Source organism: Arthrobacter sp. PGP41, from assembly GCF_002953935.1.
GTDB lineage: Bacteria > Actinomycetota > Actinomycetes > Actinomycetales > Micrococcaceae > Arthrobacter.
Genome location: NZ_CP026514.1, coordinates 354,496 through 374,379 on the forward strand (window position 1 = coordinate 354,496; position 19,884 = coordinate 374,379).

A 19,884-nucleotide genomic window follows, 5' to 3' on the forward strand; every position below is an offset into this window, starting at 1 on the left:
CTCTGTCCTCAATGTTGTAAGTCGACTGTTTACAGTCGGTAGTAGTTTCGATAGTACGGCAGAAAGCACGGCGCCGGCCGGGTCCGGTGCCGTGCTTTCTGCGGTGCGGGGCGGATGCTAGCCGAGTTCGGCGAGGACCTTTGCCACGATGCGGTCCACGGCCAGGCCGTAGCGGTCGTGCAGGGTGGGCAGTGCGCCGGCGTCCAGGAACTGGTCCGGTAGTGCCACGGGCACCACGCGCTTGCCGAGCCCTGCTGTGACCACCGCGGAGGCGACGGTTTCGAACAGGCCGCCCACCACTGAGTGGTTCTCGAGGGTGACGGCGAGCCGGTCGGTGTTGATCTCGGCGAGGACGGTTTCGGCGTCGAACGGCTTGATGGTGGGGGTGTGCACGACGGCGACGTCCACGTTGTGTGCCGCCAGGGCCTTTGCTGCCTGCAGGGCCCGCATGGTCATCAGCCCGGAGGAGATGAAGACGACGTCGTTGCCGCCGCGCAGCACCTTGGCCTTGCCGAGTTCGAACGTGTAGCCGTACTCGTCCAGCACGGTGGGCACGTTGCCGCGCAGCAGGCGCAGGTACGTGGGCCCGTCGCTGGCAGCCAGTTGGGGGACCGCCTGCTCGATGTCCACCGAGTCGCACGGGTCCACGATGGTCAGGTTGGGCATGCCGCGGAAGATCGCCATGTCCTCGGTGGCCTGGTGGCTGGGGCCGTACCCGGTGGTCAGGCCGGGCAGGCCGCCCACGATGTTGACGTTCAGGTTCGGCTCGGCCGCGTCCAGGCACAGGAAGTCATAGGCGCGGCGGGCAGCGAACACCGAGTACGTGGACGCGAACGGCACGAGCCCGGTTTCGGCCAGGCCGGCGGCGGCACCGAGGAGCAGCTGCTCGGCCATGCCCATCTGGAAGAACCGTTCCGGGAAGGCTTTGGCGAAGATGTGCATGTCCGTGTACTTGCCCAGGTCCGCCGTCAGGCCAACGATCTTGTCATTTTCCTGGGCGGCCTTGACCAGCGCGTGCCCGAACGGGGCGGAGCTGGTTTTCTGGCCGGGGTCGGCGAAGGAGGCGATCATCGCCGAGGTCTTCAGCTTCGGCTTCGCCGCTGTTGCGGTGTCGGGGGCCTCGGTGGTGGTGCTCATGCTGAAGCCTTTCCTTCGTATCCGGCGGTGAGCTGCTCGCGGCAGATTTGCCATTCGTGTTCGTCGATACGCATGAAGTGTGCCTTCTCGCGCTCCTCCAGCAGCGGCACTCCGCGGCCCACCTTCGTGTCGCACAGGATCACCGAGGGACGTCCGACGGCGGCGGCCTGGGCCGCTGCATTGTCGAACGCCGCCAGCAGCGCGCCGACGTCGTTCCCGTCCACCCGCTGCGTGTACCAGCCGAAGGACTCCCATTTCTCGGTCACCGGCTCGGTGCGGAGCACTGTGTCCGTCTTGCCGTCCGCCTGCAGGGCGTTGATGTCCACCATCGCGGTGAGGTTGCCCAGCTGGTGGTGGTGCGCACCCATGGCAGCCTCCCAGGTGGAGCCCTCGTCCAGTTCACCGTCGGAGAGGAAATTGAAGACGCGGGCGCTGGAGCCCTGGTAGCGCAGGCCCAGGGCCATGCCCACGGCAATGGTGAGGCCGTGCCCCAGGGAGCCGCCCGAGATTTCCATTCCCGGCGTGTAGGTGGACATCCCGGACATCGGCAGCCGCGAATCATCCGAACCGTAGGTTTCCAGCTCTTCGACCGGGACGATCCCGGCCTCGGCGAGGGCGGCGTAGTGGCCAATTGCGTAGTGCCCGGTGGAAAGCAGGAACCTGTCCCTGGCCTCCCAGTGCGGATCCTCCGCCCGGAAGCGGAGCTGGTCTCCGTAGACCGCGGCCAGCATGTCCGCGGCTCCCAGGGCCTGGCCGACATAGCCCTGGCCCTGGACCTCGCCCATGTTCAGGGCATGGTGGCGGATGCGGTAGGCCGCGGCGCTGACCTGCGCCAACCGGTCCTGGACGATTCCTGCGGGCATTGCCGACTCCGTGTTCGATTCGTGGGTGATGGTCATTAGACAGTTACCGGATGCGGGGTGCTTTTGCTGGCCTCATCAGCCAGCTGGCGTTCGCGCTTGCCCCAGGTCTCCCTGGTGACGAGGGCGGCCCAGAGGCCGATGGCTGCGTAGAAGCTGAAGAGGAGCGCCGGGCCCATCCAGCCGAGGGCTACGAACAGCAGGGTGGTGACGAAGGGCGTGAAGCCGGAGACCATGGCTGAGATCTGGTAAGCCAGGGACGCTCCGGAGGAGCGGGTCTTGGCCTGGAACAGTTCCGGGAACCACGGGCCCTGGGCGCCGGCAAGCGAGTTCTGGCAGACGGCGTAGGAGATAACGATCGTGGCAATGACGAAGATGAACAGTCCGGTGTTCACCATCAGGAACATGGGAATGCCGAACAGGGCAGCGAAGGCTGTGGACCAGATGTACAGGGGCCGGCGGCCGATGCGGTCCGTGAGGCGGGCCCATGCCATGGTGGCGAAAATGCCGATGAACGAGGCGATGCAGAGGGCCACGAGGGTTTCGGTCTTGTTTGCGAGCTGCTGGGTGTGCAGGTAGGAAATCATGTACGTGACGGACACCGCGTAGCCTGCAGTCTCGGCGATGCGCAGGCCGATGCCGCGGACAATGCTCCGCCAGTCGGTCCTGATGACCTCGGTGATGGGCGACTTCACAATGGAGCCGCTCTCCTTGACCTCGTCGAAGACGGGGGACTCCGGCACCTTGGAGCGGATGATCAGGCCGACGGCCACCAGCACGATGCTTGCGAGGAACGGAACACGCCACGCCAGTTCACCGCCGAGGTTAACGCTGACCAGGAAGACGAGGTTGGCCAGGAGGAGGCCCACGGGGAAGCCTGCCTGCACAATGCCCGTGTACTTGCCCTTGGACTTCCAGGGCGCATGTTCGTAGCTCATGAGGATGGCGCCGCCCCATTCCGCGCCGAAGGCGAGGCCCTGCACGATGCGGACAAACACCAGCAGCGCGGGAGCCAGCAGGCCAACCTGTTCGTAGGTGGGCAGCAGGCCGATAAGGAACGTGGCCACACCCATCAGGATCAGGGAGGCAACCAGGACGGGCTTGCGGCCCACCTTGTCACCGAGGTGGCCGCCGATGATGCCGCCGATGGGGCGGGCGGCGAAGCCGACGCCGAGGGTGGCGAATGCTGCGAGCGTTCCTGTTACGGGATCGCCTGTGGGGAAGAAGGCTGTTCCGAAATAAAGGGCCGCAGCGGTGCCGAATCCGATGAAGTCGTAGGTTTCAATGACGGCGCCCACTCCGGAGCCGATGGCGACGCGCTTAGCATCCTTGGTGCCGTGAACGTGTCCACGCATTTTTAGAGCTTCGTTGCTCATGGTGTTTCCCTTTCGAAAAGCGGTCCGAGGGGGTTCGGCCGCTGTCGACTGTTAACAAATGATATCCCCAGTGTGACGTGCCTCATGCCGACTGTCAACAGTCAATGTTGGAAGTTGACTGTTAACAATGAAAGGCCTACAGTGATTCACATCACCCCCCGCTCATCCAGAGGATCAACGACGATGTTCAACTCCCGGCTCGGCTGCTCATCCATCAGCTTCAGGCACCAGGACCTGCCGGCCGCCCTGCGGACCATCAGCGGCCTGGGCTTTGAAGAGATCGATCTCGGCGCCCTCCCCGGCGTATGCGATCACGTCCCGTACAACCTGGACGCACCTGCCGTTGAGGCGGTAACAGCCGAGGTTGCCGCCTCCGGGCTGCGGGTCCGTTCCGTCAACGGGGATATCGGTGACCTCAATGCCGTACTCGACGCCGGACAGCAGGCAGCCCGCGAGCGGCACTTGGAGGCGCTGCTGACCCTCACGCGGAATACCGGCGCGAAGGCGCTCGTCCTCCCGTGCGGTGCCCTCAGCCACGAACCTGTCCGGAGCCTTGGGGAGGACCTGGACCTTATTGCCGCCCAGCTCACCCACGCGGGTCAGCGCGCGGCGGAGTTCGGCGTCGAACTCTGGACAGAGTCCCTGCATTTCCTGCGCTTCTGCTGGAACCTCGAACGCGCGGAAGTGCTGGCACAGCGGCTGGCGGGCACCGGCGTCGGAATTGTCATGGACTTCAGCCATATCGTCGCCGCCGGCGAAGACCCGCTGGAGTACCTCGAACGGCGCAAGGGCAGTATTTCCCACGTCCATCTCCGGGATGCCGTGCCGGGCAACATCAACCTCAGCATCGGCAACGGCAACGCCGATTTTGCCGCAGGGCTGCGCCGCCTTGCGGCGGACGGCTACGGGGGGCACTTCTCGCTGGAACTCGAAACCAGGGACGTCACCCACGACGAACGCCCCGCAGCGGCAGCCAAAGCCGCGAGCTTCATCACTGACCTCATCTGACCATCGACACCCACTTCAACAATCCAAACGATTCAAGGGAGCATCATGACCACCATCCAGCGCACCGCCGTACTCACCGGGGCAACCTCGGACCGGGGCATCGGCATCACCACCGCCCGCCGCTACGCACGCCAGGGCTGGGCGGTGGTGATCCTGGACCTCGATGGCGAGAAGTCCGCCAAGGTCGCCGCCGAAATCGGCAATGAATTCAACGTCCCCGCCTTCGGCCACGAGATCGACGTCGCCTACGAAGCGTCCGTCACCGCAGCCCAGGCCGCCGTCGCCGCCGAGGTCGCTTCCGGCAACCTTCCGCCGGTAGGCGCGCTGGCCAACATCGCCGGCATCACTTCGCCTGTCCCGTTCCTGGAAACCACCCTTGAGCTCTGGCACAAGGTCATGGATGTCAACGCCACCGGCACGTACCTGGTCACCAAGGCATTCCTGCCGGACATGATCAGCAACGGCTGGGGACGCATCGTGAACATGTCCTCGGTCTCCGCCCAGCGGGGCGGCGGCGTGTTCGGCAAGGTTCCCTACTCCGCCGCGAAGGCCGCCATCCTGGGCTTCACCAAGGCACTGGCCCGCGAGCTCGGCACCACCGGTGTGACCGTCAACGCCATCACCCCCGGCGCCGTGGACACCAACATCCGCGTGGGCAGCACCGAGGAGCAGGAGGCCGCCATCAATGCCGGCATCCCGCTGGGCCGGAACGCCACCACTGAGGAAGTTGCCGCGGTGATCACGTTCCTTTCCTCCGAGGACTCGGCCTACCTCACCGGCACCACCATCGACATCAACGGCGGCAGCCACATCCACTAGGGAGCCGTAGCCACCCAGCGAACCCTTAGTCCCGCCCAGGAACCCACGGCAGAGAGCACATCATGACAAAAATCTTCAACGATCCCTCGGAGTTTGCCGAGGAGGCCCTGGCGGGGTTCTGCGACGTCCACGGGGACCTGGTGCGCCAGGTCCCCGGCGGTGCCGTGCGGCGCTTCCGGCCCCCGCAGCCCAAGGTTGCCGTCCTCGCGGGCGGCGGGTCGGGACACTACCCGGCCTTCGCCGGCATCATCGGACCGGGATTTGCAGACGGCGCAGTGGTGGGCAACATCTTCACGTCCCCTTCGGCGCAGCAGGCGTACGCCGTGGCGAAGGCGGCTGAGTCCGGCGCAGGCGTTGTGTTTACCTACGGTAACTATGCCGGCGACGTCATGAACTTCGGCATGGCCAGCGAGCGCCTGGCTGCAGAGGGCATTGCCGTGGAGAACGTCCTGGTGACTGACGACATCGCCAGCGCACCGCCGTCGGAATCCGCCAAGCGCCGCGGCATCGCCGGTGACTTTACCGTCTTCAAGGTGATGGGGGCCGCAGCCGAGGCCGGCGCGGACCTCGCCGAAGTGGCACGCCTGGGCCGCAAGGCCAATGACCGGACCCGCACCATCGGCAGCGCGTTCTCCGGCTGCACCTTCCCGGGCGCGGAATCGCCGCTGTTCTCCCTGCCCGACGGGCAGATGGGGCTGGGCCTGGGCATACACGGCGAGCCGGGACTGTTCGACACCGCGCTGCCGTCCGCAAAGGAGCTTGGCCGTGAACTGGTGGCACGCGTGCTCGCTGAAACGCCGCCCGGCGCCGGCGAACGGATGGCGGTCATCCTCAACGGGCTCGGCTCCACCAAGCACGAGGAGCTCTTCGTTCTCTGGGGCACCGTGGCGCCGCTGCTCCGCGCCGCAGGGTACACCCTGGTGATGCCCGAAGTCGGGGAACTCGTCACCAGCCTCGACATGGCCGGGGTATCGCTCACTGTCACCTGGCTGGACGAGGAACTGGAACCGCTGTGGCTTGCCCCGGCGGAAACACCCGCCTACCGCCGTGGCAACGCGGTCCGGGAGGCCGGCACCGTGGCGGCCGGAGGAACGTCCGACGACGATGCGGCTTCTGCCCCGTTTGTTGCCACCGACGCCTCCCGGCAGTTTGCCGCCGCGGGCTTTGCCGCGCTGGAAGCCACGCAGTCCCTCCTGCACGACGCAGAGGAGCGGCTCGGCAGGATGGACGCCATTGCCGGAGACGGTGACCACGGGCGCGGCATGGTGCGCGGGATCGACGCCGCTGCCGCGGCTGCATCCGCTGCCCTCGGGCAGGGCGCCGGAGCGGGCGATGTGCTGGCAGCCGCCGGTGATGCCTGGGCCGACAAGGCGGGCGGAACGTCCGGCGTCCTGTGGGGAGCCGGATTGCGGGCTTTTGGCGAATCCCTGGGAAACAGTTCAGCGCCGGAACCCGGGCAGCTGGCAGCGGCGGTCAGGGCATTCGCGGACCGGATCGTGCAGCTGGGGAAGGCGGAGGCAGGCGACAAGACCATGGTGGACGCGTTGCTGCCGTTCGCCTCTTCCTTCGCCGGGCTGGTGGCAGCAGGCGTGGAACCGGGCCGGGCGTGGGAGGACGCGGCCCGCGCCGCGACGGCGGCCGCCGAGGCGACAGCCGGCCTGCTGCCGCTCAAGGGCCGCGCCCGCCCTTTGGCGGAAAAGAGCCTGGGTGCACCGGATCCCGGAGCAACCTCGCTGGCCATGATCTTCACCGTCATGGGCCCGCACCTCACCGCCGCCGTATCCAGCGAATCTGTGGGAGCACGGCAATGAATACTGAAGGACGAACCATGGGACTGAGACTTGTTGTAGGCGCGGACGAAGCGGGAGTCGACTACAAGGACAAGGTCCTTGAGGACCTCCGGCAGGATCCCAGGGTCAGTGAAGTGATCGACATTGGCGTCAACCGGTCCGATGCTCCGAATGACTTCACCAGGCCGTATCCGTACGTGGGAATCGCGGCGGGCGAAATGATCAGGGATGGCGTCGCGGACCGGGCCATCCTCTTCTGCGGCACCGGAATCGGCGTGGCCATCGCGGCGAACAAGGTGGAAGGAATCAGGGCCACCGCCGCCCACGATTCCTTCTCCGTGGAACGCTCCATCCTGTCCAACGACTGCCAGGTCCTCACCATGGGCCAGCGCGTGGTGGGCATCGAACTCGCCCGCCGGCTGGCCAAAGAGTGGATCGGTTACACCTTCGATCCGGCCTCCGCGTCTGCGGGAAAGGTCAAGGTCCTCACGGACTTCGAGGCCTGCTAAGCCCTGCCCTGCTGCAGGAAACAGGCCACGATGGTGATCAGGGCGGCAATCGACAGTAAAGTTTAGAGGGCCCGCACCAGCGGGCAACGCCAAAGGCAGGAGCCAGGATGGGCCGCAGGACACTCGTTGACGATCTCGTCGACGGCCTGCTTGACGACATCCTGGCGGGCAAGCTGAAACCGCACGATGCCATCCCTCCCGAAGGGGACATAGCAAAGGCCTACGACGTCAGCAGGCTCACGGTCCGCGAGGCCCTCAAGGCGCTGAGGGCGCAGAACATCCTTTACGTCAAGGCGGGGCGCGGAACCTTCGTGAACCCGTCGGACAACTGGACCGGGCTGGACGCGATCTTCAAGGCCGCCTCGCATGGAAACGGCGCGGACCAGGTGTCGGTGGGGCTGATCGAAATGCGGCGCATGGTGGAAACAGGTGCGGCGTCCCTGGCGGCCAAGCGCCATACTCCCGAGCATGCCCGGCAAATGGCGCAGTGCATCGCGGATATGAAGCGCTTCCAGGAGGCCGGGGACCTGGACCGCTTCGTCGAAGCCGATATCGCGTTCCACGATGCTGTGCTCAGGGCCTCCGGGAATCCCTTCGTGCGGGCCCTCTTCGCGCAGTTGGGACAACTGCTCTACATGACCCGGCGCGAGACCTCGGCCGTGCCCGAGATCCAGCTTCATGCGATTGAGTACCACCAGAAGGTCATGGAGAGCATCGTCAGTGGTGACGCCGAACTTTCCCGCCGGGTCATGGATGACCATATGGAGCAGACGTACCGCGATTACGAGCGCTACGTCCAGCACCCCGAACCGCAGGGCTAGGTCGCTGGCGCCCCCGCCCCGGCGATGCGCCATCCCCGGTGGGCGGCGCCCCTTTCCACTCGGCTTGACGTAATCCGGATCACCCTTCTATGATCTTTCTCATGTTGCTTCGTCAGATGTCAGACATCAGACCCAATGGGCAGCAGAAGGAATATCCCCATTTCCCTCGGACGCGCCGCCCCCAACGCGCCGCGTCCGCCAGATAGAAGGTCGACGATGACTTCACTCTCCATGCCGTCCGCAGGACTGGGCGAACTCGGCGAGCGCACGCTCCGCAAGGTCCGCCGCCGCGTCATGCCGCTGATTGTCCTGCTTTACTTCATTGCCTACCTTGACCGCAATAACGTAGGTTTCGCCAAACTCACCATGAGCGAGGACATCGGCCTCACCGCCGCTGCCTACGGCCTTGGCGCCGGCATCTTCTTCCTCGGCTACGCACTGCTGGAAGTTCCCAGCAATGCTGGAATGTACCGCTTCGGCGCCCGCAAGTGGCTGGCCAGGATCCTTATCACGTGGGGCATCTTTGCCACCGCCATGGCGCTGGTCAACGGCGAAAGCACCTACTACATCATCCGCTTCCTGCTGGGTGCAGCCGAGGCCGGGTTCTTCCCCGCGATCCTCTTCTACCTGACCCTGTGGTTCCCCGCCGCCCAGCGCGTCACCGTCCTGGGAATCTTCATCCTGGCCCAGCCCATTTCCAACGCACTCGGCGCCCCGGTCTCCGGCCTGCTGCTGCAGATGGACGGCATCATGGGACTCCACGGCTGGCAGTGGCTCTACATCATCGAGGGCATCCCCGCCATTCTGCTTGGCCTGCTGACCCCGATGCTGATGACCGACCGTCCCCGTGACGCCAAATGGCTCAACACTGAAGAACGCGAATGGCTCGCCACCACCATGGACGCCGAGCTTGCCGCCAAATCCAAGGTCGGCAGCCACAACTTCCTGGCCGGCCTCAAGGACAAGCGCACGCTGACCTACTCGGCCCTGTACTTCGGCCTGGTCTGCGGCATCTACGGCCTCGGCCTCTGGATGCCCACCATCGTGGCCGCCCTTGGCAAGTTCTCCACCACCGAGGTGGGCTTCATTGTCCTCATTCCCTACTCCATTGCCGCAGTCTTTGTGTACTTCTGGAGCCGGCGGGCGGACCGCACGGGCAAGCGCGCCTGGCACTCCTCCGTCAGCATGGTGCTGGCCGGCATGGGCCTGCTGGCCGCGGGCTACCTGCTCCCGGTCAACCCCATCCTTGCCCTCATCGCCCTGACCGCTGCGGCGATGGGCATCTACGGCGCTATTGCACCGTTCCTGTCCATGCCGTCCGCCGCGCTCACCGGAGCAGCTGCTGCCTCCGGACTGGCGCTGGTGAACTCCCTTGGCAACCTCGGCGGCTTTGTGGCCCCGTACGCCGTGGGCCTGCTCAAGGACGCCACCGGCAACAACCAGAGCGGCCTGCTCTTCCTGTCCTTCTGCCTGTGCGTCACGGCAGTGGCCACGTACTTCTACGCCCGGAAGCGGCCTGAGGGCGACGCCGCCCTGGACCCCGCAGTTGCCGCTGCGGCAGAAGTCAACGCAGCCAAAGTCTCCTGACCCCGAACCCTGACGAAAGATACACCTGTGACAACCACCCCATTTCCCGCTGAACGAACCGTCGTACTGACCGGGGCTGCCTCTGCCCGCGGCATCGGCCGGGCCACGGCGGACCTGATGGCCAGCGAGGGCTGGTCCATCGCGATCCTCGACATCAACGCCGAAGATGCCAAAGACGCGGCTGCGGAGATCGGATCCAACCGTGCAGTGAAGGCCATTGGAGTCGGCGCGGATGTTTCCGACGCGGCCTCCGTGGACCGGGCCATTAGCGAAATCGAAGACTCGCTGCCGCCGATCGTTGCCCTCGCCAACCTTGCCGGCATCAGCTCGCCCACAACCTTCATGGAAACCAGCGTGGAGGAGTGGGACAAGGTATTCGCGATCAACATGCGCGGAACGTTTATCGTGTCCCAACGAGTCCTCAAGGGAATGATTGAGCGCAAGCTTGGACGCATCGTGAGCATTTCCTCGATTTCCGCCCAGCGCGGCGGCGGCACCTACTCCAAGGTGGCCTACAGCGCCTCCAAGGCCGGAATCATCGGCTTCACCAGGGCCCTTGCCCGTGAAGTGGGGGAGTTCGGCGTTACCGTCAATGCGATCGCACCGGGTCCCATCGACACAGACATCATGGGCGGCACCCTCACCGAGGAACGCAAGGCCCAGATGTCCGAGGGCATCATGATGGGAAGGGTGGGTACCCGCGAGGAAGTGGCCGCCCTCATTTCCTTCCTGCTCGGGAAGGACGCTGGCTACATCACCGCAGCGACCTACGACATCAACGGCGGCCTGCAGGTCAGCTGACCGCACAACCGTGATTCACGGCAGCAGCGCCCCGGCGGGTTCCGTCCGGTGCGCTGCTGCCGTTCCCGTGCGTGGGCACCGGAGGGCTGGGCTTCCCGGTTGCCTGTTTCCTACACTGGGGTGATGATCACAGTCACCGGAAGTGTGGAAACCAAACTGTCCGCTGAGAAGGCCTTTGCCTTCCTGAGCGCGTTCGAGAACACCAGTGAGTGGGACCCCAACACTCCGGTGATGGAAAAACTGACGCCCGGCCCGGTTGCGGTGGGGCACCGGTACCACGCCGAGTCCGAATTCCGTGGCAAGCGCCAGTCACTGGAGTACGAGGTCATCGAGCTGACGGAGAACCACATCAAGCTCCGTGGCGAGAACAAATCCGTCACGGCCTTCGACTCCATTGACGTGAGTCCCGCCGCCCAGGGGTCTGTAGTGAAATACACCGCGGAGTTCAGCATCAAAGGGCCTGCCAAAATCGTCCAGCCGCTCCTGAAGCCTGCCTTTATGTCCCTGCGGGACCCGGCGCTGAACGGGATACGGGACACGCTCAACGCCTTGGCCGCCGCCTAGGCTTACACCGTTACACCGTTACGCCGTCAGCCGGCGGCCTTCGCAGACTCACCAAACACTGTGACATTCCCGGTGCGCGGGCATGCGTCTGTCATGGTGGACACATTATGACTATCCCGCGGGTAGGCTGGGATTACCGTTCGGCAGTGAGCGGCCAAGGCGTTCTTTAATGGACTACATGGCCTTTGTGCTGTTCGGGAGGGGGAAGCAGTGGCTCACGCCGAAGCCGCGAATGACGAGGTTTTCACTGACGTCGCGCTGCATCTTCAGGACCTGGTGCTGGACAGCCCCGATGTTGACCAGTTCCTTCAGGACCTGGCCAGCTATGCCGCGGGACGGTTCAGCAGCCCTGGCCGGGAAATTTTCTGCGGAGTCGCCGTCGAAAGGCACAAGAAGGCCACGGCCATCGCCGGCAGCGATCCCTGCATCCGCATCCTCGACCAGTTCCAGGACAAGGACGGCGACGGTCCAGGCGTCACCGCCATGCGCACCTCGGACACGGTCCTGGTCGCCGATGTGAGCCAGGAAAAGCGGTGGCCCGCGTATGCGAGTGCCCTTTCCAGGGAGGGACTGTCCTCCGCAGTGAGCGTTCCGCTCGCGCTGGGCGAAGACATCCGTGGGGCACTCAGCCTGTACTGCGGGCAGCTGCAGGCATTCAGCAGCGAAGACATTGCCGCTGCCCGGGCCTTCTCCGGCCAGGTTTCAAAAAGCCTGCGGCTGGCCCTGCGGATCGGCAAGTTGCAGGACACCAGGGACAGCATGAGCGAGGCCATGAAATCGCGGACCGTGATCGACCTGGCCACAGGCGCCATCATGGCCCAAAGCCATTGCAGCCAGCACCAGGCGTTCAGCGTGCTGCTGCAGGCATCCAACACACGGAACATGAAGCTCAAGGACGTTGCCGCAACCGTGGTTGCGTCAATCCCCGGCAGTTCCGGAATCTCGACCTACTTCGACGAGTAGGGTTCCTGCGAGTCGCTGCGTGCCAGGGCCAGCAGGGAGTCACTGAACGGCGCCCGGGACAGCAGTCCCGCTGCAGCACAATGCTCATTGACGGCCTGGGCCAAAGTGTCCCGGTCCTTTGGAGGAAGGGTTGCCAGCCCAGCGCTGTAGTCCCGGATTTCCTCCTCGGAAGCGTCGCCGCCGATGGCCAGGTGTTCCAGCCACAACTGCCCCATGTCCAGGCCGTGCTCCCGTATCACTGCGCCGGTCAGGGCCTGCTGGTCCGCTGCGTCCACCGTTCCGTCCTTTCCTGGAAAGACTTTTGTCCCCAGTGGGGGTTCGGAGCGGCGGCGCTGCCGGATGGGCGGGGCGGTGACTCTTTTTCCTAAGCCCGGCAAATGCGGTGGGATTCCTGGAACCGTCCGTGTGGAATGGAAGCACGACGACGGCGCGTTCCACCTCGAGGCGACGGTACCTGGGGGAGTGGAGGCCGGCGTCGTACTAGCTGCCCACGGCCAGGAGCCGCTGGATCTGCTCAGCGGCGTCGCTTTCCGGCGCCGGAGTGTAGACCACAAGATGGAGGTCGGGCCGGTCCGAGGGCGAGACCTGGTGGTGTTCCAGCCTGAGGACGCCCACCGACGGGTGGTGGAACAGCCGCTCGCGGGATTCGAAGCCCAGGATGTCGTACCGGTCCCAGCCCTCCTTGAATTCCGGACTCGTGTCCTTGAGCCGCTCCACCTGGTAGGCCACGTCCGGATCGCCGAGCCGCTGCCCGGCTTCTGCCCGGAATTCGGCAAGGAACCGCCTGCTGGTGACGTCCCAGTCGGGGAGCAGTTCACGGACATACGGGTCGGTGAAAACCAGCCACAGCAGGTTCCGTTCCGGGGCGGCCACGTTGGCGATGTTGGGGTACAGCGCGGCGTAGGCCCTGTTCCAGCCCGTGACGCTCCAGTCCGGGGCGAGCGCAAAGGCCGGGTTCGGGCCCAGGGCGTCGAGGAGCCGCTGGATGTGGGCTGGAGCGTCGGCAGCCGCCGGGCCTGCGGACACCGGCGCGGAATAGCCCGCGAGGGACAGGACGTAGGAGCGGCCGGTCTCCGAGAGGTGGAGGGTCCGGGCCACGGATTCCAGGACTTCCCGCGAGGGCCTGATCTCGCGGCCCTGCTCGAGCCACGTGTACCAAGTGACGCTCACGCCGGAAAGGAAGGCCACTTCCTCCCGCCGCAGCCCCCGTTCCCGCCGGCGGGCCACGGGCGGCAGGCCGTACTCCGACCGCAGTGCCTGGTCGCGACGTGCCCGCAGGAAAAGACCGAGTTCCTTGCGCTTTTCGCCTGCCTCTTTCACGACATCCAACACTAGTACTCTGGTACTCCTGCTACTAGTATCAACACTGTCTTCCGCCCGCGCGCCCGGAACGGCAGGATCGGTAGCATGCCTCCTCTTCGTTCACGTACTGTCACCCACGGCCGCAACATGGCCGGCGCCCGCGCACTGCTGCGCGCCTCCGGCGTCGCTAACACGGACATCGGCAAGCCGATCATCGCCGTGGCCAACTCCTTCACCGAATTCGTCCCAGGCCACACCCACCTCGCCCCCGTGGGCCGGATCGTCTCCGACGCGATCCTCGCCGCCGGCGCCGTGCCGCGCGAGTTCAACACCATTGCCGTGGACGACGGCATCGCGATGGGCCACAGCGGCATGCTCTACTCGCTGCCATCGCGCGACCTGATCGCCGACTCCGTGGAGTACATGGTCAACGCCCACTGCGCCGACGCCCTGGTCTGCATCTCCAACTGCGACAAGATCACCCCGGGCATGCTCATGGCGGCGCTGCGCCTGAACATCCCCGTTGTCTTCGTTTCCGGCGGACCCATGGAGGCCGGCCGCGTGACCCTGACCGACGGCTCCGTGCGCTCCCTGGACCTGGTGAACGCGATCGCCGACGCCGTGGACGAGTCCATCTCCGATGAAGACATCAACCTCATCGAAGAGAACGCCTGCCCTACCTGCGGTTCCTGCTCCGGCATGTTCACCGCCAACTCCATGAACTGCCTCACCGAGGCCATCGGCCTGTCCCTGCCGGGCAACGGCTCCGTGCTGGCCACCCACACCGCGCGCAAGGCGCTGTATGAGAAGGCCGGCAGCACCGTCGTCGAGCTGGTGAAGCGCTATTACGACGGCGACGACGACTCCGTGCTGCCGCGCTCCATCGCCACCGCCAAGGCATTCGACAACGCCATGGCGCTGGATATTTCCATGGGCGGTTCCACCAACACCATCCTGCACCTGCTGGCCGCGGCCCAGGAGGCAGGCGTGGATTATGGACTGGCGGAGATGGATGCCAAGTCCCGCAAGGTGCCCTGTTTGGCAAAGGTGGCCCCGAACGTCGCCAAGGACAAGACCTACTACATGGAGGATGTGCACCGCGCCGGCGGCATCCCTGCCCTGCTGGGCGAGCTGAACCGCGGCGGCCTGCTGCACAAGGACGTCCACTCCGTGCACTCCGCCGACCTGGACGGCTGGCTGGACGACTGGGACATCCGCGGCGGCAAGGCAACCGAAGAAGCGAAGGCCCTGTGGCACGCGGCTCCCGGCGGCGTCCGCTCCTCCACCGCGTTCTCCCAGTCGAACGAGTGGACCTCCCTGGACACCGACGTCGCGGAAGGCTGCATCCGCTCCGTGGAACACGCGTACTCCAAGGACGGCGGGCTGGCCGTGCTCCGCGGCAACGTGGCCATCGACGGCGCCGTGGTGAAGACCGCCGGCGTGGACGAGTCGATCTGGACCTTCTCCGGCCCGGCCGTGGTGTGCGAGTCCCAGGACGAGGCCGTGGAAAAGATCCTGAACAAGACCGTCAAGGAAGGCGACGTAGTGGTCATCCGCTACGAAGGCCCCCGTGGCGGTCCGGGCATGCAGGAAATGCTCTACCCGACGTCGTTCCTCAAGGGCCGCGGCCTGGGCAAGAAGTGCGCCCTGATTACGGACGGCCGCTTCTCCGGCGGCACCTCCGGCCTCTCGATCGGCCACATCTCCCCGGAGGCCGCCTCCGGCGGCACTATCGCCCTGGTGGAGAACGGCGACATCATCAGCATCAACATCTCTCAGCGCTCAATGCAGCTGGAGGTCTCCGACGAGGTCCTTGCCGAGCGTCGCGAGAAACTGGAAGCCAATGGCGGTTACAAGGCCAAGAACCGGGACCGCCTGGTGTCCCCGGCCCTGCGCGCCTACGCCGCCATGGCTCTGTCTGCAGACAAGGGTGCGGTGCGGGATGTCTCGCTGGTGGAGAACCTCGTTTAGGCCCTCCTGGGTTCTGGGGCGTCTTTACGGCTGGAAAGGTTGGCTAGTGTGGAAGCGCGCGAAGCCGGCGTGGAGGTCGTGGACGATGACGGATCCGGTCCACGGGCACCTGAACCTCGCCGCGGGCATGCCCGAAGCATTGCCTGCGCTGGAATTCCTTGTGAAATGGGCTGGCTTCGGCCAAGGGGCGGTGAGCCTCGGCGTGAAGCGCCCGAAGCGCGCTTGCCTTGCGGGGGTCCTTTAGGAGTGGGCGATGTCCGCCGGGGGGCCCAACGGAGCGTTGCCCGCTCCGCCCTGGTTGCTTGACCAAATCTGGCCCATTTCTTCGGTGGACTGCTCCACAATCCTGCTCATCGCCGCGTGCGCTGCGCCCGCCTCGCCGCGCTGGATCGCGCTGGCCAGATCCACATGCAGCTGCAGGGCCTCGTGGTGCGGCAGGTGGGGCATCAGGCCATGCTCTGTCCGGCCCGTGAGGACCTCTGCCACAAGGTTTTGCAGCTGGGAAAACATTGCATTGCCGGAAGCTTTGAGTATTGCGGCATGGAACTCCACGTCCAGCCGGAGGAATTCCTCCTGGTCTCCGCGCTGGCCGGCGGCCCACAGCCTGGCCGCGAGGGAGACGAGCTCGCTGCCGGCATCCCAGGAGGCCCGTTCGGCGGCGAGGCGTGCAGCCTGCGGCTCGATGGCTCCGCGAAGTTCATTAAGGGACTGCAACTGCTCCAGCCGGCGGGCGGAAGCAAGGCGCCAGCGGATCACTTGCGGATCGTAGAGATTCCAGCACTCCTCAGGCTGCACAACTGTCCCAAACCGCCGCCGGGATTCCAGCATGCCCTTTGATGACAGCACCCTGGCCGCTTCACGGACCACGGACCGGGATACGTTGTGCTGCCCCTCCAGCTCATCAAGCCGCAGGACGGAATGCGGGGCCCAGCGCCCATCGGCAATGCCGAGCCCCAGGCTTTCGACCAGCGCGGCATGCAGGTCGGTAGGAGACTCCGCCTTTGGGGTTTTCATAAATAAATCATACGGCTCACTGGCAAGGGGTTGTCTAAGTCTGCCTTATTTCCATATGATCGCTTCCAAGGCAGATGTAAAGATGCATTTGTAGGGCGGCTGGACAGTGATGTCAGTCCTCAGAAAGCAAAGGGAGTCGTAATGAAGCGACGTTCAATCGTGAAGTACGCGGCAGTCGCCGCAGCACTTTCGCTGGGGCTGACCGCCTGCAGCGGGGGCGGCGGCAGCACGGACGCCAAGGAATCAGGCACGGTGCGGGTGACGCTGGCCAACCACGTCTGGACCGAAGGCATCAAGGCAGCCATTCCCGACTTTGAGAAGTCCAGCGGGCTCAAGGTGGAACTTACCCAGCTCGGCGAAGACCAGCTCTCGGACCAGTACAACGTCAAGCTCAACGCGGGCAGCGATGAGATCGACGTGATGATGTACCGCCCGCTCCAGGAAGGCAAGGCATTCGCCAAGAACGGCTACCTTGCCGACCTGACCGAAAAGGTGTCCTCCGATTCCGGTTGGGACTGGAAGGACTACCAGGAAGGCCCGGTCAAGGCCACCACCGCCGACGGCAAGGTCGTCGGCGTTCCGATCATCACCGAGCGCGAGGTCCTCTACTACCGCAAGGATCTGCTGCAGGCCGCCGGCCTCCAGGTTCCCAAGACGATGGAGGAGCTCGAAGCGGCAGCCAAGGCCATCAAGGCGTCCAACCCCGACATTGCCGGCTTCGTGGCCCGCACCGGCAAGTCCGCGGCCGTCACCCAGTTCTCCAGCTTCCTTTACAGCTTCGGTGGCGACTTTACGGACGCCAGCGGAAAGTCTGCAGTCAACTCGGATGCAGCGAAGAAGGCCTACGGGTACTACGGCGGCCTGATCAGGAACTACGGCCCCGCCAATGTCAGCACCGACATGAGCTGGCCCGAGGCGATGGCAATCTTCACCCAGGGCAAGGCCGCCTTCTACACTGAGGCGGACTCGCTCTACAAGAACGCCACTGACCCGGCCAAGTCCAAGGTTGCGGACAAGGTCGGGTTCGCGCCACTGCCCGCAGGTCCTGCAGGGTCCAAGCCCTACAACATCCCGTCCTGGGGCCTTGCCGTCAACGAGGCGTCCAGCAACCAGGACAACGCGTGGAAATTCATCCAGTGGGCCACGGGCAAGGAACGCACCCTGGCCGCGCAGAAGGCCGGTGTCCCCGGACCCAGGACTTCCGTCTGGTCCAACGCCGAGGGAACCTCCACCTACCCCAAGGACCTCGCCGAAGCCATCGCCGTCAGCGCGAAAAACGGTGTTGGCCACGACCGTCCCCAGGTTGTCACCGTGGGCAAGGCCAGGGAAATCGTGGGCGAGCCCATCGTAGCCAGCATCACCGGCGCCGACCCCGCCGCCGCGGCTGACTCAGCCCACGAAGCCTTCCAGAAGTTCCTGGACGGCGAAAAGAAGTAACGCAGCAGGCGCCTGCGTGCGCCACAGCCCGGCGGGACGGCAGACCCTGTCGCCGTCCCGCCGCGGACCGCTCCCCCCCAACTCCTTAGGTGAACCATGTCCGTAACGAACGCTCCCCGCAGCGCTCCCGCCCGCAGCGCCGGCCGCCCTCCCAGCCTTGGGGGGAACATCTCCGCCTGGTCCAACCGGCACCGCAAATGGCTCTTTGCGGCCCCCGCGATGATCTTCGTCGGCGTTCTGATTGTCTTCCCGCTGGTGTGGACCCTGTACCTGAGCCTCACCGATTCGCAGGGCTCGGTGCGCGCCGCCACGGAGTTCATCGGCCTTCAGAACTACCTCACTGTCCTCACTGACACCGAACGCTTCTGGCCTGCAGTGGGCCGCACGCTGACCTTCACGGGTGTCGCGCTGGTCTGCGAGGTTGTGCTCGGCATGGGCATCGCTCTGCTCCTATGGCGTCCCTTCCGCGGTGAAAAGTGGGTCCGCGTGGCCATCCTGCTTCCGCTGGTGGCCACCCCGGTTGCCGTCGGCATGATGTGGCGGCTGATCTTCGATCCCAACATCGGCTTCGCCAACCAGTTGCTGGGAATGGTCGGCATTCCGCCGCAGCCCTGGCTTTCCGGCCAGGACACGGCCCTGGGCACAACCATCTTCATGGACGTCTGGCAGTGGACCCCCATGGTGGTGCTGATCCTCCTGGCCGGGCTGACGTCCCTCTCCGATGAACCTGACGAGGCTGCCCGGGTGGATGGCGCGAACGCCTTCCAGCGCTTCTTCTACATCACGCTGCCCCTCATGATGCCCACCGTGATCGTTGCCATCCTGCTCCGCGGCATCGACGCCCTGAAGACCTTCGACATCCTGTACGCCACCAAGGGCAAAGGCGGCGGCTCCTTCAACGAAGTGGAAACCCTGAACGTCTATGCCTACGGACTGAGCTTCGACTACAACCAGTACGGGCTGTCCTCCGCCGTCTTGATCCTGTTCTTCATGATCATCATCGGCTCCATGTGGCTGCTGACCATGCGCAAGAAAGCGGTAAGCAAATGACCGTCCTGACCCCAACCCAAACAGCCGGAAAGCCCCAGGTGCTTCACCGCCGCCGGAAGCCCCTGTCCGTCAGGCTCTACAAGGTCTTCCGGGTTGCAGCCCTCATTGCCGTGGTGGTGTTCCTCCTCGCCCCGCTGTTCTGGATGTTCCTTGCCTCCCTCAAGACCAACGTGGACATCTATGACACCGGCAAGGCCCTGTTTTTCACGCCCACCGGCGAGAACTACGCCAACGTCCTGCAGCGGAACAACTACTTCGTCTTCATTTTCAACAGCTTCTGGGTGGCCTTCGTTTCCACCGCACTGTCCATTGTGCTCGGAGTGCCTGCCGCATACGCGATGAGCCGCTTCACGATGCACCGCTCCGCCCTCGTGGTCCTGATGGCCCGCGTGATTCCCGGCGTGTCACTGCTGGTGCCCTGGTACTACGTGTTCTCCAACCTGCGGATGGTGGGCCGTTTCGAGGTGCTTATCCTCAGCCACATGTTCGTTGCCCTGCCGCTGATCGTCTACATCATGATGAGCTACTTCGATTCACTGCCGTTGGAGCTGGAGGAGTCCGCCCAGGTGGACGGCCTCACCCCGATCGGCGCGTTCCGCCTCATCACGCTGCCGCTGTCCGTCGCGGGGATCGCCACGGCCGGGATCCTCTCGTTCATCTTTTCCTGGAACAACTTCATGTTCGCACTGGTGCTCTCCGGCTCCAGCACCAAGACGCTGCCCGTGGCCATCTTCGACTTTGTGTCCTACGCCAGCATCGACTGGGGCGGGCTGATGGCTGCTGCCACCGTGGTCACCATCCCGATCATGATCATTGCGCTCTTCACGCAGAAGTACATCGTTTCCGGCCTCACCGCCGGCGCGACCAAGGGCTAG

The 19,884-nt window shown here is 65.1% G+C and carries 20 protein-coding genes; 14 read left to right on the top strand and 6 right to left on the bottom strand.

Features of this window, described 5'->3' with window-relative positions; genetic code table 11:
• Positions 1-117: 117 nt before the first annotated feature.
• From C3B78_RS01645 to C3B78_RS01655, 3 genes are read right to left on the bottom strand one after another with little or no spacing between them, the layout of a single operon-like run.
• A complete protein-coding gene (locus tag C3B78_RS01645; RefSeq protein WP_104996524.1) occupies positions 118-1,137 on the bottom strand; it encodes a transketolase family protein in 1,020 nt (339 codons plus the stop codon).
• On the bottom strand, positions 1,134-2,000 hold the full coding sequence (locus tag C3B78_RS01650) for a transketolase (protein WP_442778252.1): 867 nt from the start codon (positions 1,998-2,000) through the stop codon (positions 1,134-1,136). The genes C3B78_RS01645 and C3B78_RS01650 overlap by 4 nt, the downstream gene beginning before the upstream one ends.
• Before the next feature lie 35 nt (positions 2,001-2,035).
• Positions 2,036-3,373 (bottom strand): MFS transporter, encoded by a 1,338-nt coding sequence (locus C3B78_RS01655; protein WP_104996526.1) that lies wholly within the window; start codon positions 3,371-3,373, stop codon positions 2,036-2,038.
• 183 nt (positions 3,374-3,556) lie between these two features.
• On the opposite strand from C3B78_RS01655, the gene C3B78_RS01660 reads away from it, so the two are divergent.
• The 9 genes from C3B78_RS01660 to C3B78_RS01700 all read left to right on the top strand — a co-directional run bounded on the left by C3B78_RS01660 (position 3,557) and on the right by C3B78_RS01700 (position 12,235).
• Positions 3,557-4,381 (top strand): sugar phosphate isomerase/epimerase family protein, encoded by an 825-nt coding sequence (locus C3B78_RS01660; protein ID WP_104996527.1) that lies wholly within the window; start codon positions 3,557-3,559, stop codon positions 4,379-4,381.
• 45 nt (positions 4,382-4,426) lie between these two features.
• Positions 4,427-5,200 carry an SDR family NAD(P)-dependent oxidoreductase gene (locus C3B78_RS01665; RefSeq protein WP_104996528.1) on the top strand — a complete coding sequence of 258 codons (774 nt, stop codon included), beginning with the start codon at positions 4,427-4,429 and terminating at the stop codon, positions 5,198-5,200.
• Between the two features lie 62 nt (positions 5,201-5,262).
• The gene (locus C3B78_RS01670; RefSeq protein ID WP_104996529.1) at positions 5,263-7,011 is read left to right on the top strand and encodes a dihydroxyacetone kinase family protein; all 1,749 of its coding nucleotides are present in this window, start codon (positions 5,263-5,265) and stop codon (positions 7,009-7,011) included.
• A complete protein-coding gene (locus C3B78_RS01675) occupies positions 7,008-7,499 on the top strand; it encodes an RpiB/LacA/LacB family sugar-phosphate isomerase (RefSeq protein WP_311216979.1) in 492 nt (163 codons plus the stop codon). The genes C3B78_RS01670 and C3B78_RS01675 overlap by 4 nt, the downstream gene beginning before the upstream one ends.
• Positions 7,500-7,606: 107 nt before the next feature.
• Positions 7,607-8,320, top strand: coding sequence for a FadR/GntR family transcriptional regulator (locus tag C3B78_RS01680; RefSeq protein WP_104996531.1), 714 nt, complete (start codon positions 7,607-7,609; stop codon positions 8,318-8,320).
• Between the two features lie 216 nt (positions 8,321-8,536).
• The gene (locus C3B78_RS01685; protein ID WP_104996532.1) at positions 8,537-9,907 is read left to right on the top strand and encodes an MFS transporter; all 1,371 of its coding nucleotides are present in this window, start codon (positions 8,537-8,539) and stop codon (positions 9,905-9,907) included.
• Between the two features lie 27 nt (positions 9,908-9,934).
• Positions 9,935-10,708, top strand: coding sequence for an SDR family NAD(P)-dependent oxidoreductase (locus C3B78_RS01690; RefSeq protein WP_104996533.1), 774 nt, complete (start codon positions 9,935-9,937; stop codon positions 10,706-10,708).
• Positions 10,709-10,831: 123 nt separating this feature from the next.
• Positions 10,832-11,272: an SRPBCC family protein gene (locus C3B78_RS01695; RefSeq protein ID WP_104999579.1), complete on the top strand. Its 441-nt coding sequence runs from the start codon at positions 10,832-10,834 to the stop codon at positions 11,270-11,272.
• A 210-nt stretch (positions 11,273-11,482) separates the two neighbouring features.
• Positions 11,483-12,235, top strand: coding sequence for a GAF and ANTAR domain-containing protein (locus C3B78_RS01700; protein WP_104996534.1), 753 nt, complete (start codon positions 11,483-11,485; stop codon positions 12,233-12,235).
• On the opposite strand, the gene C3B78_RS01705 is transcribed toward C3B78_RS01700, so the two are convergent.
• Both C3B78_RS01705 and C3B78_RS01710 read right to left on the bottom strand, forming a co-directional pair.
• Positions 12,220-12,510, bottom strand: a complete 291-nt coding sequence (locus tag C3B78_RS01705; protein ID WP_104996535.1) for a hypothetical protein — start codon at positions 12,508-12,510, stop codon at positions 12,220-12,222. The genes C3B78_RS01700 and C3B78_RS01705 overlap by 16 nt on opposite strands.
• A gap of 205 nt (positions 12,511-12,715) precedes the next feature.
• A complete protein-coding gene (locus C3B78_RS01710; RefSeq protein ID WP_104996536.1) occupies positions 12,716-13,567 on the bottom strand; it encodes a helix-turn-helix transcriptional regulator in 852 nt (283 codons plus the stop codon).
• Between the two features lie 75 nt (positions 13,568-13,642).
• Between C3B78_RS01710 and ilvD the strand changes: the two genes are divergently transcribed.
• Both ilvD and C3B78_RS01720 read left to right on the top strand, forming a co-directional pair.
• Positions 13,643-15,508, top strand: coding sequence for a dihydroxy-acid dehydratase (ilvD, locus tag C3B78_RS01715; protein ID WP_104996537.1), 1,866 nt, complete (start codon positions 13,643-13,645; stop codon positions 15,506-15,508).
• A gap of 85 nt (positions 15,509-15,593) precedes the next feature.
• Positions 15,594-15,752: a hypothetical protein gene (locus tag C3B78_RS01720; RefSeq protein WP_158677168.1), complete on the top strand. Its 159-nt coding sequence runs from the start codon at positions 15,594-15,596 to the stop codon at positions 15,750-15,752.
• On the opposite strand, the gene C3B78_RS01725 is transcribed toward C3B78_RS01720, so the two are convergent.
• Complete coding sequence (locus C3B78_RS01725; RefSeq protein ID WP_104996539.1) at positions 15,749-16,522, bottom strand: FadR/GntR family transcriptional regulator; 774 nt, start codon at positions 16,520-16,522, stop codon at positions 15,749-15,751. The genes C3B78_RS01720 and C3B78_RS01725 overlap by 4 nt on opposite strands.
• Positions 16,523-16,663: 141 nt before the next feature.
• Here C3B78_RS01725 and C3B78_RS01730 point away from each other — a divergent pair, with 141 nt between their 5' ends.
• The 3 genes from C3B78_RS01730 (at position 16,664) to C3B78_RS01740 (ending at position 19,884) form a co-directional block, all read left to right on the top strand.
• On the top strand, positions 16,664-17,959 hold the full coding sequence (locus C3B78_RS01730; RefSeq protein ID WP_104996540.1) for an ABC transporter substrate-binding protein: 1,296 nt from the start codon (positions 16,664-16,666) through the stop codon (positions 17,957-17,959).
• Between the two features lie 96 nt (positions 17,960-18,055).
• Positions 18,056-19,009 carry a carbohydrate ABC transporter permease gene (locus C3B78_RS01735; protein ID WP_234005487.1) on the top strand — a complete coding sequence of 318 codons (954 nt, stop codon included), beginning with the start codon at positions 18,056-18,058 and terminating at the stop codon, positions 19,007-19,009.
• Positions 19,006-19,884, top strand: a complete 879-nt coding sequence (locus tag C3B78_RS01740; protein WP_104996541.1) for a carbohydrate ABC transporter permease — start codon at positions 19,006-19,008, stop codon at positions 19,882-19,884. The genes C3B78_RS01735 and C3B78_RS01740 overlap by 4 nt, the downstream gene beginning before the upstream one ends.

Bases quoted from the DNA above. Each gene is read 5' to 3' on its own strand.
- C3B78_RS01645 (WP_104996524.1), bottom strand. From the start codon at position 1,137: ATGAGCACCACCACCGAGGCCCCCGACACCGCAACAGCGGCGAAGCCG.
- C3B78_RS01650 (WP_442778252.1), bottom strand. From the start codon at position 2,000: ATGCCCGCAGGAATCGTCCAGGACCGGTTGGCGCAGGTCAGCGCCGCG.
- C3B78_RS01655 (WP_104996526.1), bottom strand. From the start codon at position 3,373: ATGAGCAACGAAGCTCTAAAAATGCGTGGACACGTTCACGGCACCAAG.
- C3B78_RS01660 (WP_104996527.1), top strand. From the start codon at position 3,557: ATGTTCAACTCCCGGCTCGGCTGCTCATCCATCAGCTTCAGGCACCAG.
- C3B78_RS01665 (WP_104996528.1), top strand. From the start codon at position 4,427: ATGACCACCATCCAGCGCACCGCCGTACTCACCGGGGCAACCTCGGAC.
- C3B78_RS01670 (WP_104996529.1), top strand. From the start codon at position 5,263: ATGACAAAAATCTTCAACGATCCCTCGGAGTTTGCCGAGGAGGCCCTG.
- C3B78_RS01675 (WP_311216979.1), top strand. From the start codon at position 7,008: ATGAATACTGAAGGACGAACCATGGGACTGAGACTTGTTGTAGGCGCG.
- C3B78_RS01680 (WP_104996531.1), top strand. From the start codon at position 7,607: ATGGGCCGCAGGACACTCGTTGACGATCTCGTCGACGGCCTGCTTGAC.
- C3B78_RS01685 (WP_104996532.1), top strand. From the start codon at position 8,537: ATGACTTCACTCTCCATGCCGTCCGCAGGACTGGGCGAACTCGGCGAG.
- C3B78_RS01695 (WP_104999579.1), top strand. From the start codon at position 10,832: ATGATCACAGTCACCGGAAGTGTGGAAACCAAACTGTCCGCTGAGAAG.
- ilvD (WP_104996537.1), top strand. From the start codon at position 13,643: ATGCCTCCTCTTCGTTCACGTACTGTCACCCACGGCCGCAACATGGCC.
- C3B78_RS01720 (WP_158677168.1), top strand. From the start codon at position 15,594: ATGACGGATCCGGTCCACGGGCACCTGAACCTCGCCGCGGGCATGCCC.
- C3B78_RS01725 (WP_104996539.1), bottom strand. From the start codon at position 16,522: ATGAAAACCCCAAAGGCGGAGTCTCCTACCGACCTGCATGCCGCGCTG.
- C3B78_RS01730 (WP_104996540.1), top strand. From the start codon at position 16,664: ATGAAGCGACGTTCAATCGTGAAGTACGCGGCAGTCGCCGCAGCACTT.
- C3B78_RS01735 (WP_234005487.1), top strand. From the start codon at position 18,056: ATGTCCGTAACGAACGCTCCCCGCAGCGCTCCCGCCCGCAGCGCCGGC.
- C3B78_RS01740 (WP_104996541.1), top strand. From the start codon at position 19,006: ATGACCGTCCTGACCCCAACCCAAACAGCCGGAAAGCCCCAGGTGCTT.